Below are 12,109 nucleotides of genomic sequence, written 5' to 3' on the forward strand. Positions count from 1 at the left end.
ACGCCCGCTCGCAGGCGACCTTCGCCTCGCCGTACAGCTTGCGGCCGGCCTCGGCCCGGTCGGTCGGGGCGAGCAGGGCCGCGGACTCGTCCGCCCCTGGCACGGCGTGCGAGGCGTAGACGTTGCCGGAGGAGACGTACACCCAGTGCCCGGCCTTGCCGCCCAGCGCGTCGAGCGCGCCCCGCACGAAGCCCGGCTGCCACGACACCTCGACGACCGCGTCCCACACCCGGCCGAGCAGGGGGTCGTACGCCGACGGATCGCGCCGGTCCGCGGCGACCAGCGTCGCGCCGTCCGCGACCTCGCCGCTCTCGCCGCGCGCGAGGCAGGTCACCCGGTGACCGCGTTCGAGCGCCTGCCGGGACAGCTCCCGGCCCACCCATGCCGTTCCGCCCAGAACCAGGATCTCCACCCCGGTAGCCAAGCACGGGATCCCCGCCCCGCCGGGCGGATTCGCTGACAGCGGACGCCGCGTCCTAAGCGGACAGCTTCGCCGACCACTTCTCTTCGATGCGCCCGAACCGCCACACCGCCAGCGCGACCACCCAGGTCAGCACGAACAACCCGACGATCCCGAACCCGACGTAGTCCAGGTCGATCGACGCGATCGCCGCCAGCGGACCGGACGTGATTTCCAGCCTCTCGGCGAGGATCGACACCAGCTCGATGGTCCCGATGACGAACGCGACGGCGACCGACAGCGTCGTCACGGTGATGTTGTAGAAGATCTTGCGCACCGGCTTCGCGAACGCCCAGCCGTAGGCGAAGTTCATGAAGCAGCCGTCCACGGTGTCGAACAGGCTCATCCCGGCGGCGAACAGGATCGGCAGCACGAGGATCGCGTACCAGGGCAGCGCGAAGGTGGCGGCGCCCGCGGCGAGCACCAGCAGCCCGATTTCGGTTGCGGTGTCGAAACCCAGGCCGAACAGCAGGCCGACGGGGTAGATGTGCCACGGCTTCCGCACGGACTTCGTCGCGCCGCGCAGCAGCCGGTTCATGACACCGCGGTTGTCCAGCTGGTGCTCCAGCGCGGCTTCGTCGAACTCGCCGTGGCGCATCCGCTTGAACACCCGCAGGATGCCGACCAGCACCACGAGGTTCAGGATCGCGATCACGTACAGGAAGACGCCGGACACCGACGTCCCGATGAGGCCGGTCGCGTCGTGCAGCGCCGAGGAGCCGTCCTCGACCTGCCCGGCCAGCGCGCGGGCGCCGAGAGAGAGCAGCAGGCAGAGCCCGAAGACGATCGTCGAGTGCCCGAGGGAGAACCAGAACCCGACCGACAGCGGCCGCTGGCCGTCGGCCATCAGCTTGCGGGTGGTGCCGTCGATCGCGGCGATGTGGTCGGCGTCGAACGCGTGCCGCATGCCGAGCGTGAACGCCGTGACGCCCAGCCCGATCCCGAACACGCCGGTCGACCCCAGCGCGTAGTGGTGGGGTGCGACGAAGACCGCCAGCACCACCCAGCCCACGACGTTGAGCAGCAGGACGAACCCCGCCATCCCGCCGACCGACACCCACTCGCGGCGCGAAAGCCCGCGCCGCGAGTCCTCTTCCGTGCCCGCCATCGCCACCCGCCTTCCCTCATCTGAGAGGTTAGACAGGTGAACAGATGACGGTCTAGCTCGCGCGGACCCGCACCAGGTCGAGCGCCTTCCGCACGTGCCCACCGGACGCGTGCAACGCCTTCGCGGCGCTCTTGACGTCCTCGCCGGACAGCAAGTGCACCAGCGCCACCTTGAGGTCGCCCCCGGCCTCGGTGAGCGCGTCCGAGCAGTCCGCCATCGTCATGCCGGTGGCTTCCTGCAGGATCCGGATGGTCCGGCCGCGCAGCTTCGCGTTCGTCGCCCGCATGCTGACCATCAGGTTGGAGTAGGTCCGGCCCAGCTTGATCATCGTCGCCGTGGAGAACGACGTCAGGATCATCTTCTGCGCCGTGCCCGCCTTCATCCGGGTCGAGCCGGCGATCGCCTCCGGGCCAGTGTCGACGGCGATGAGCACGTCGACGCCCGCCGGCTTGGCGGCCTTCGGGTTGCCCGAGACGAGCCCGGTCCGCGCGCCCTGGCGGGACGCCGCGGCCAGCGCGCCCAAGACGTACGGCGTCCTGCCCGACGCCGTCAGCCCCAGCACGAAGTCGCCCGGCTGGACCATGGCGGCCATCTCGGCCGCGCCGGCCCCGTCGTCGTCCTCCGCGTTCTCGACGGCGCTGCGCAGAGCCTTCTCGCCGCCCGCGTGATGCGCGATGAACCAGTCCGCCGGCACGTTGAACGTCGGCACCAGCTCGGCCGCGTCCAGGGTCGCCAGCCGCCCGGACGTCCCGGCGCCGACGTAGTGCACCCGGCCGCCGGCACGCAGGGCGTCGACCGCGTAGTCGACCGCGCGCGCCACCTGGGGCAGCACCGCGGCCACGGCGCCGGCGACCGTGCGGTCTTCGGCGTTGATCGCGCCCAGGATCCCCGCGGTGGACATCAGGTCGATGTCCGTGGTGCGGGGATTGCGGGTCTCGGTCGGCGAATCGACGTGCACCGCCTGCGTGGGGACGGTCATCATGCGCCTCACATTTTCTCCGGTCATTACTTGCCGGTTTCCCGCGGACGGCGACGACCGTCCGGCCTGACCCCCAAGCGGTGCGAGCCGACCGCATCCCTGGTCGCGTCCAGGGCGCTGACCGACGCGTCCATGTGCCGCTGCGCGACGCCGATGAACAGGCAGTCGATGACGGTGAGCTGGGCGATGCGGCTCGCCGTGGCTCCCGAACGGAAGGTGGTTTCCCGGGCGGCGGTCGTCAAAACGTAGTCGGCGACCTCGGTGATCGGGGAGCGCGGGAAGTTCGTCACGGCGATGGTGATCGCGCCGTGCTCGCGGGCCACGCGCAGCGCCTCGACGGTGTCGGTGGTCGCGCCGGTGTGCGAGACGCCGATGGCGACGTCACCGGGGCTGAGCACCGCGGCCGAGGTGAGCATGATGTGCGTGTCCGACCACGAGAAGCAGACGCGGCCGATGCGGTGCAGCTTCTGCTGCAGGTCGGCGGCGACGAACGCGCTGGCGCCCACGCCGTAGACGTCGACGCGGCCGGCGCTCGCGACGACCTCGATCACGCGCTCCAGGGTGGCGACGTCGAGCTGGTCGGCTGTCTCCTCGACCGCGCGGGCGTCGGCGAAGCTGACCTTGCCGATGACGGCGGCCAGGTCGTCCTCCGGGCCGATCTCGCCGCCGAGGTTGCGGGTGGTGCGGGCCTCGGTGCGCGCGGTGTCCGCGGCCAGCGCGATGCGCAGCTGCGGGTACCCGCCGACGCCGACGGCCTTGCAGAACCGCGTCACGGTGGTCTCGCTCGTGCTGGCGGCCAAGGCGACCTCGGTGATGCTGCGTCTCGCGACCGACGCGGGATCTTCCAGCACCACCTTCGCCACGCGCTGCTCGGCGCGGGCCAGACCGGGGAGCAGGGACCGGATCCGGACCAGCGGGCTGGCGTCCGCGTCCCGCACGGCCGGCTGGACCGATACGGGCTCGGACGGTGCCGTGCCGATTACGGATTCGGTATCACTCACCGTCGGAAAGTTACTAACCGTTGGCATCTGCGACAAGGCTACCCACACCCTTCGGTCGGATCGCAACCCGTCCGTGTCTGCGGATCTGGATTTGCGATTAATCACTGACCAGAAAGTCGCCAACCAGGTCGGTCGTGTTAACGAGGTCAAGCTAACGACTTGGCAACTTAGTGTCGCGGTGCAAGCGGCAAGCGGACGGTTAATTCGCGCTGTTGTTGGACGTTCGGCGACAGATCCGTCACCGAGCGCTCAACTGCCAACCCTCCGCGACGAAAGCGGCCGGGTTTCGTTCACCGTCGAGGAGTGATCGGCCGCTCTCGGTGACTTTCACACCGTCGACCGAAACTCCGCGGCCCGTGTAATTCGGGTCGGTGCTGTAACGCCAGCGGAGGCTCAGCGAGGCCGCGGGGGGCAGCGTCCCGATGACCTGCCACCAGGCACGGTGGCCGTGTCCGGAGAGCGACGTCACCATTCCGGAGGGTGCCCCCGGTCCCGATACCGATACGGCGATCGGTTGCCAGTTCACGCCGTCGGTGCTGGCTTGCAGCTGAAGTGGATCAGTCGGGCCTTCGGTGTCCACGAAGGCGTAAAAGGACACGCGAGCTTGATCACTATCCGTAGTAAAAGGCCGAGTACTCAGCGTGGCGGCGCTCGCGTTACCCAGCGTGCTCGTCCAGGCGTCCTTGCCGACGGCGGGCCGCACCGCCATGGCCCTGGCCAGCGACGTCGCCCACACCTGGCGGGCGGTGTTGATCGAACCCCAGCTGCGGCTCGGGTGCACCCGGTTGGTCAGCAGGATCGCGAACGAGCGCGACTCGGGGTCGATGACCAGCGTCGTCCCGGTGAAGCCGGTGTGCCCCGCGGTGACCGGCGAGGCCAGCGCGCCCATGTACCAGGGCTGGTCGAGCTCGAAGCCCAGGCCGTGCGCGTCGTCCGGGAACTGCTGGTTGTAGTTCGTCAGCATCATCTGCCGCACGGTCTCCTCGCCGAGGATCCGGTGCCCGCGGTAGCTGCCGCCGTTGAGCATCGTCTGGGCCAGGATCGCCATGTCGCCGGCGGTGCTGAACACCCCGGCGTGCCCGGCGACGCCGCCGAGCGACCACGCGTTCTCGTCGTGCACGCTGCCGCGCACCATCCCGCGCGGCGGGTTGGCCTCGAACTCCGTCGCGGCGATCCGGTCCAGCTTCGACGCGGGCGGGTTGTACCCGGTGTCGACCATGCCGAGCGGCGCGGTGATCCGGTCGTGGACGACCTTGTCCAGGCTCTGCCCGGTCAGCTTCTCGACGATGAACCCGAGGGTGAGCAGGTTGATGTCGGAGTAGAGGTACGTCGTGCCCGGCTTGTTCTTCAGCGGGCTGTCGAGCACGGCCTGCCGGCGCGACGGGATGTCCGGGTAGCCGGCCCACAGCGACGGGATCGGGTCGGCGTCGAACCCGGAGACGTGCGTGAGCAGCATCTTGACCGTGATGGCGGCTTTGTCGCCGGTGGCGAACTCGGGGAAGAAGCGCGACACCGGGGTGTCGATGGTCAGCTGCCCGCGGTCGACGAGCTGGAGGACGGCGATCGAGGTGAACAGCTTCGAGATCGAAGCCATGTCGAAGATCGTGTCGTTCTTCATGGGGACCTGCTGGTCGGCGGGCAGTTCGGTGCCCGCCGCGTCGGCGTACCGCAGCGCGCCGCCGACGGCGTACCGGTCGACGACGACACCGTCGTGCGCCAGCAGGCCGACCGCGCCGGAGAAGTGCGGGTGCCCGGTCGTGTCCGGCTTGGTCCAGCTCGCCAGGAAGTCCTCGGCCGCCTTGATCGGCGCCGGGTCGAGACCGACCTCCTGCGGGGGCCCGGCGCGCAGCGTCGTCCACGCCGGGGCGAACCCCTGCTGCGGCCGGTCGAAGCGGCCGGCGTCGTGGCGTCCGGTGATGGCGCTGGCTCCCGAGGTCAACGTGGTCAGCGCGACCAGTACTCCGGTGGCCGCGGCGAGGACCTTCCTAGCACGCACGAGCTTCCCCCTCAGCGGTAGAGCAGGTAGTGGCGACGTCTGCGGTCGAACTCGGCGAGCTCGGCCCGCCAGGCCCCGGTGACCTCGTCGACGCCCGCCCCGGCGTCGATCGCGGTCCGCAGCCGGTCGGAGCCGGAGAGCTTGTCGATGTAGTTGTCCGGGCGCCACGCGAAGACATCCGGGTGCAGCGCCTTCGCCGTGACGAGCATGGCGACCGCGGTCCGGATCGCGTCGAAGGCCCGCGGGTCGCTCACGCTCAGCTGCACGCCACCGCAGGTCTGGTTGACGAACTTGCTGAACGTCGGCACGAAGTAGACCTCGCGGAACTTCGCCCCGGGCAACTGCAGGTCTTCGAGCTTCTCGCGCCAGCGCCAGTCGAGCCCGGGCGCGCCGATGATCTCGAACGGCCGGGTCGTCCCGCGGCCTTCGGAGAACACCGTGCCCTCGAACATGCCGGTGCCCGGGTAGACGAGCGCGGTGTCCGGGGTCGGCATGTTCGGGCTCGGCAGCACCCAGTTCAGCCCGGTCCGCGCGAAGAGCGTGTCGCGCTGCCAGCCGCGGACCTGGACGACTTCGAGGTGGTCCAGCTGCACGCCGTCGCCGGGCAGGAACTCCTCGGCGAAGAAGCGGGCCAGCTCGCCGGCGGTCATGCCGTGCTGCTGGACGATCGGCTTCCGTCCGATCCCCGAAGCGAACTTCGGGTCGAGCAGCGGGCCGGCCGCCCGGCCGCCGATCGGGTTCGGCCGGTCGAGCACCACGAACGCGGCCTTGACCTGCGCGGCGGCCACCATCGCCGTGTAGAGCGACCAGATGTAGGTGTAGAAGCGCGCCCCGACGTCGGCGATGTCGAAGACGACGGTGTCGACGCCCGCCTTGGTGAACAGCGAAGCGAGCTTCGTTGCGTCGACGCCGTACGCGTCGTAGACCGGGACGCCCGTGCGGGGGTCGGTGTAGTCGCCTTCGGAGCCGCCGGCCTGCGCGCTCCCGCGGAAGCCGTGCTCGGGCCCGAAGGCCGCGACCGGCTTGACGCCTGCCGCGACCATCGAGTCGACGATGTGGTCGCCGTTCAGCAGCACGCCGGTCGGGTTCGACAGCACCCCGAGCTTGCGGCCCTTGAGCGGACCCCAGCCCTGCGCGGCCAGCTGCTCCGCGCCGGTGAGGACGCGGCTGGTTTCGGCCTGCTCCGGCTCGGCTCCCGCGACGGCCGACCCGCCCGCCAGGAGGGGAACGGCCAGCGCGCTCGCGCCCAGGAAGCGGCGCCGGTCGAGCGTCACCAGGTCAGCCCGTGGCCGAACGGGTACTTGACGGTGCCCAGGTCGGCGCCCGCCGGGACGTCGACCGGCAGCTTCCCGACCGGCTTCGTCTCGCCGAGCACCACCTTGGCGAGGGCCTCGAGGGTCGGCGTGATGTAGCCGTAGGTGGCCAGCCACGTCTTGACGGTGCTCGGGTAACCGGCGTCGTACGGGATCTGCGCGGCGACCGCGACGACCGGCTTCCCGGTGGCCTGGAGGGCGTCGAGCAGCTGGGTCTGCCGGGGGAACGTGGCGATGTTGTTGGTCAGCACGACCACCAGATCGGTGTTCTGGGCGTTCGCGACGGCCTGCGCGATCTGCGCGTCCGTCGGCGCCTGACCGGTCGGGTAGGCGGTCGCGGCCGTGCCGTGCGCGGTCAGCTTCTGGGCCAGCGTCGCCGTCGTGGAGACGCCCCAGCCGGTGACGAGCGCGGTCGCGGGCTTCTGCTTGAGCGGCAGCAGGCCGGCGTCGTTCGCGATGGCCGTGATGCCCCGGTCGGCGATGTCCTGCGCCGTGGCGAGGCTCGCCGGGATACCGACGGTCTTCATCACGCGGTTCGGGTCGACGAACGGCGAGAACAGGATGCCGCGCTTGAACTTCAGCTTCAGCACGCGCAGCACGCTCTGGTCGATCCGCTGCTCGGGGATGTCGCCGGTCTTCACGGCGTTGAGCACCGAGTTGATGGCGAGGTCGAGGTGCACCGGCATGAGCAGCTGGTCGATGCCGGCCTTGAGCGCGAGCACCGGGATCTCGGCGTCGGTGTGCAGCTGACGCACGCCCTGCATCTCGAGGGCGTCGGTGACGACGACACCGTTGTACCCGAGCTCGTCACGCAGCTTGCCGGTGATGATCGGCTTCGACAGCGTCGCGGGTTCGAGCGACGGGTCGAGGCTGGGGAACTGGATGTGCGCGCTCATGATCGAGTCGACGCCGGCCGCGATGGCGGCCTTGAACGGCGGCACGTCGGTGGCGCGCCACTGCGCTTCGGTGCTGTCGATCCGCGGCAGCCCGGTGTGGCTGTCGGTCGGCGCGGCGCCGTGCCCGGGGAAGTGCTTGGCGGTCGCGGCCACGGACTGCTGGAAGCCCTTGAGCTCGGCGGTGACGAAGTCGCTGGCCAGGCCGGGCTGCCCGGAGAAGGACCGCACGCCGATGACCGGGTTGGCGGGGTTCGAGTTGACGTCCGAATCGGGCGCGAAGTCCTGGTTGATCCCGACCGCGCGCAGCTCGTTGCCGAGGATCGTGGCGGCCTGCGTCGCCCGCCCGGTGTCCCGCCCGGCGGAGATGGCCATGGCGTTCGGGAACTCGGTGGCCGGCGCGCCCATCCGCGTGACGGTGCCGCCTTCCTGGTCGGCGGCGATCTGCAGCGGGATGTGCGCCCCGCTGGTGATGGCGGCCTTCTGCAGGCCGTTCGACAGTTTCGCGACCTGGACCGGGTCGTCGAAGTTGTCGCGCGTGTCGTTGTTGAAGTAGATGACCCCGCCCAGGTGGTACTTCCGGACCACCTCGGCCGGGGTGTCGACGCCGAAGTCGGTCTGGTTCTTCGGGTTCACCTCGTCGGCCGTCTTGCCGTTCACCCAGGTGATGAACAGCTGACCGACCTTTTCCTCCAGCGACAGCCCCCGCAGCGCCTGCGTGGCGGCGGCCTCCGCCTGCGCGTCCGCGCTCATCCGCGGTGCGCTCGCCGCGGTCGCGACACCCACACCGGTGAACGCGAGCACCCCTGCGACGGGCAGGGCGAGCGCATGGAACCTCCGATTTCGGGTCGTCACGACCAGCCTCCCAGAAAGTTGCGGGCGCCCGGCGGACGTCAGAAGTCCACTCGGAGGCGCCAGTATCGGGAAGCTACTCACCGAATCCGTCGATGTCCATCGACCGACCGCAGCAACGGCGGGTTCGTACCCGGATCGGTAGGAAAGCCCTGCACGCAGACGAGGCGGCGCCCGTGGCCGAGGGCCACGGGCGCCGCCTGCAAGCGCGAACTTCTCGGGCGACCAAGCGTGCAACTCTGGTCGTACCTACATGGACTCGGCGTGTGGCGTCCCACTACGCAGTCCCTAGACGACGAGCCTCCCGCGGCGCGCTGCGCGTGGGTACCCGGAGTCCGCGCACGGAGGTTTGCCGGGGTGGAACAGGCTTCTCTTCTACCTGCTCCCTGGCCGACCGAACGTCCGCACCTACTTTCTACGCCGTGAGCCCGATCACTTCAAGTGCGCGGATGGGTGCACCGGTACAGAGGCTGGATCGGGTGACACAGGCACCCAGCGCGACGGACAATTCGGGGCTGGGCCAAGCAAAGTGCCGGGCGTACGGCCGTGTGGGTGGCGGGGTGGCCGGCTACCGGGACCGACGGCGACGGCTGAGCCCGTACCAGGTCGCTCCGGCGGCCACCGCGCCCACGCCGAGGGCCACGATTCCCGCCGATCGGGTGGGGATCCGGGTGCGCAGCGACATCGGCCGGTCGAACGCGAGGATCGGCCAGCCGCGGTCGAGCGCCTCGCGCCGCAGCAGCTTGTCCGGGTTGACCGCGTGCGGGTGCCCGACCACCTCGAGCAGCGGGATGTCGGTGCTGGAGTCGGTGTAGGCGAAGCACTCGGCGAGGTCGTACCCGTGCGTCGCGGCGAGCTGCTTCGCGGCGACGGCTTTGTTGGCGCCGTAGCAGTAGAAGTCGACTTGGCCGGAGTAGCGGCCGTCGACGATCTGCATCCGCGTCGCGACGCTGCGGGTCGCCCCCAGCATCTCGGCGACGGGCGCGACGACCTCCTCGCCGGTCGCCGAAAGCACGATCACGTCGTGGCCGTCCGCGCGGTGGCGCGCGATCAGTTCCGCCGCTTCCGCGTACACCAGCGGGTCGACGACGTCGTGCAGGGTTTCGCGGACGATCGCCGAAACCTGGGCGACGTCCCAGCCCGCGCACAGCGCGGAAACCTCGGCGCGCAACCGCTCGGTCTTGTTCTCGTCGGCGCCGGCGAGCGAAAAGACCAGCTGCGCGTAAGCGCTTCGCAACGCGGCGCGACGGTTGATCAAACCCTCCCTCAGCAAGGGTTTGCTGAACGCCAGCGCGCTCGACGAGGCGATGATCGTCTTGTCCAGGTCGAAGAACGCGGCCACCGCGTGCTCCGGGCCCGGCTTCCGGGTGCGCGACGGCGCACTGCTCGGTTCGGCCACGTCGCCCAGGATAAGAGCTTGATCGCGGCGCGTCCCGTTGATCCACCACGGGCGCGCCGCACCGCCGGAAATTCCATGACAGGCAGGCACTTCCGGCGCGCCGTGCCGTTACCGAACTGTGTGCCTCGCCCGGCGCGCGAACCGGCACCCGGCGGAGTTACAGTGAGGGAGCCCGGTGTCCAACCGGGCCGGTTCAGTCCGACCCCCCGGGGCTGAACCCACGGCGGCCCCCGTCCCTCCCCCCTGGCGGGGGCCGCCCTCTTACCTTCCGCTTACCTTCGCCGGTTTTCTTGTGACCGGCCGGAATCCGCCGTGCGGTGCCGCCGGATCGTCGTCTGCGGCGGTTCGCACCTGTTCCGCCGCACGCGCGTCGCGGGCGGGCGCGATCCTGCCACAGCCCACCGACAAAACCGGTTCGCGAGCCGCTCCCCGCGCGGAAGTTGTCCACAGCACCCGGGTTGTCCACAGCTCGCCGCCCGACCCGTTGTGCCTCCGCACCTCAGCCCGCGACGGTGGAAGCCGGGCCACCCACGGCCCGCACCGACGACGGGGGAGGAACGCATGACGGGGGAACGACCGCTGGTGGTCGCCGGGGACGAAACCGTGCTCGACGAGATACTGCGCGTGGCCGCGGTGGCGGGTTGCGAGCTGGACCGGGCCCCGGACCTGACCGCGGCGCAGGGCCACTGGGCCCGCGCGCCCTTGGTGGTCCTGGACGAAGAAGCCGTGCGGTTGCCACCGGCCCTGCCCCGCCGGCGGGGGATCCTCCTGGTCTGCAAGGGCAGTCCGGGCCCGGAGACGTGGCAGCACGCGTTCCGCGGCGGCGTCGAGCGCGTGATCTCCTTGCCGGACGAGGAGAGCGAGCTAGCCGGCGCGTTCGCCGACGTCGTCGAAACCCCGGCAGAGGAACCCGGCCTGGTCCTCGGCGTGATCGGCGGCCGGGGCGGCGCGGGCGCGTCGGTCTTCGCGGCGACGCTGGCACTGGCGGCCGACCGAGACCCCGGCGGCGCCCTGCTGGTGGACTGCGACCCCCTCGGCGGCGGCCTGGATGTGTTGCTGGGCTTGGAAAAGGCCCCCGGACCCCGCTGGTCGGACGTCCGCCTGACGGGCCGCGTCTCGTTGCCATCACTGGCCGCGACCCTGCCCCGCCGAAGACACCGCGGCGGCGGCCTCCCGGTACTGGCCTGCGGCCCCGAGGGCGAAGGCCCCTCGGTCGAATCGCTGTCGGCGGTCCTGTCCGCGGGCCGCCGCTCGGGCCGCACGGTGGTCTGCGACCTCCCCCGCACCCTCACCGACGCGGCTGCGGAAGCGGTCGCGGTGGCCGACCTGGTGGTACTGGTGGTCCCGATCGAACTCCGCGCCTGCATGGCGGCGAAGCAGGTGTTGCGCCGCCTGTCGGAACTGACGGCCCGGACCGGAGTCGTCGCATGTGGACGGTCAAGCGCCGACGCCGGCCAAGCCCAGGCAGCCGGCCTCCTGGGCCCACCCCTGCTGGCCGCAATGCCCCCGGAACGCGGCCTCCCGGCAGCGGTCGAGCGCGGCGAGTTCCCGGCCAAATCAACAGGCCCGGTAGCCAAAGCAGCATCCCGAGTCCTGGCAGCAGCCCGCCACGAAGCCCGAACGGCCACCCGATGACGGCCCCGACAAGGGTGCGCGACCTCCTCCTGCCCACCCTCCTGACCCTGGCAAGCCGAGGCCCGGCAAGCGCGAAGAACTTCCTGTCCCTACTACTGCCAGGCCCCGAGCCCATCCCGCCGCCGCTGCCGTCCCGAGGACGGCACGGCACCCGAGTCACAGCCGACACCACCCGGCCGCACATTCCGGCACTGCTGCCACTTCCGTCGCAGGTGGGCACCCGAGTCACGGCCGAGGCCACTCCGGCGGCGCCCTGGCCGCCGTCCGCACGACGGCGCGGCACCCGAGTCACTGCCGACGCCACCCGGCCGCACATTCCGGCGCCGCTGCTACTCCCGCCACGGGCGGGCACCCGCGTCACGTCCGACGCCACCCCGGCGCCGCTGCCACTCCCGTCGCAGGCGGGCACTCGAGTCACAGCCGAGGCCACTTCGGCGGCGCCCTCCCCGCCGTCCCCACAACGGCTCGGCACC

General features: G+C 70.9%; 9 protein-coding genes. 1 reads left to right on the forward strand and 8 read right to left on the reverse strand.

Annotation, left to right across the window (positions count from 1 at the left end):
* From G3I65_RS11045 to G3I65_RS11080, 8 genes are all read right to left on the reverse strand, one after another.
* Positions 1 to 412 (reverse strand): NAD-dependent epimerase/dehydratase family protein (locus tag G3I65_RS11045; RefSeq protein ID WP_160696023.1); only part of this gene is annotated, 412 nt, incomplete at its 3' end.
* Between the two features lie 64 nt (positions 413 to 476).
* Positions 477 to 1,568, reverse strand: a complete 1,092-nt coding sequence (locus G3I65_RS11050) for a HoxN/HupN/NixA family nickel/cobalt transporter (protein ID WP_160696024.1) — start codon at positions 1,566 to 1,568, stop codon at positions 477 to 479.
* A gap of 52 nt (positions 1,569 to 1,620) precedes the next feature.
* Positions 1,621 to 2,550, reverse strand: a complete 930-nt coding sequence (locus G3I65_RS11055; RefSeq protein ID WP_125308298.1) for an N-acetylmuramic acid 6-phosphate etherase — start codon at positions 2,548 to 2,550, stop codon at positions 1,621 to 1,623.
* A 23-nt stretch (positions 2,551 to 2,573) separates the two neighbouring features.
* The gene (locus G3I65_RS11060; RefSeq protein ID WP_203612349.1) at positions 2,574 to 3,575 is read right to left on the reverse strand and encodes a MurR/RpiR family transcriptional regulator; all 1,002 of its coding nucleotides are present in this window, start codon (positions 3,573 to 3,575) and stop codon (positions 2,574 to 2,576) included.
* 211 nt (positions 3,576 to 3,786) lie between these two features.
* Positions 3,787 to 5,544, reverse strand: coding sequence for a serine hydrolase (locus tag G3I65_RS11065; RefSeq protein ID WP_160696025.1), 1,758 nt, complete (start codon positions 5,542 to 5,544; stop codon positions 3,787 to 3,789).
* An 11-nt stretch (positions 5,545 to 5,555) separates the two neighbouring features.
* A complete protein-coding gene (locus G3I65_RS11070) occupies positions 5,556 to 6,818 on the reverse strand; it encodes an exo-beta-N-acetylmuramidase NamZ domain-containing protein (RefSeq protein ID WP_160696026.1) in 1,263 nt (420 codons plus the stop codon).
* Positions 6,815 to 8,554, reverse strand: a complete 1,740-nt coding sequence (locus G3I65_RS11075) for a glycoside hydrolase family 3 protein (protein ID WP_160696027.1) — start codon at positions 8,552 to 8,554, stop codon at positions 6,815 to 6,817. Before G3I65_RS11075 ends, G3I65_RS11070 begins: the two co-directional genes overlap by 4 nt.
* 616 nt (positions 8,555 to 9,170) lie before the next feature.
* Positions 9,171 to 10,001 carry an HAD family phosphatase gene (locus tag G3I65_RS11080; RefSeq protein ID WP_160696028.1) on the reverse strand — a complete coding sequence of 277 codons (831 nt, stop codon included), beginning with the start codon at positions 9,999 to 10,001 and terminating at the stop codon, positions 9,171 to 9,173.
* 561 nt (positions 10,002 to 10,562) lie between these two features.
* Here G3I65_RS11080 and ssd point away from each other — a divergent pair.
* Positions 10,563 to 11,636, forward strand: a complete 1,074-nt coding sequence (gene ssd, locus G3I65_RS11085; RefSeq protein ID WP_160696029.1) for a septum site-determining protein Ssd — start codon at positions 10,563 to 10,565, stop codon at positions 11,634 to 11,636.
* Positions 11,637 to 12,109 lie beyond the last annotated feature (473 nt).

The sequence above is a fragment of the Amycolatopsis sp. SID8362 genome, from assembly GCF_010550475.1.
GTDB classification, from domain to species: Bacteria; Actinomycetota; Actinomycetes; order Mycobacteriales; family Pseudonocardiaceae; genus Amycolatopsis; species Amycolatopsis eburnea.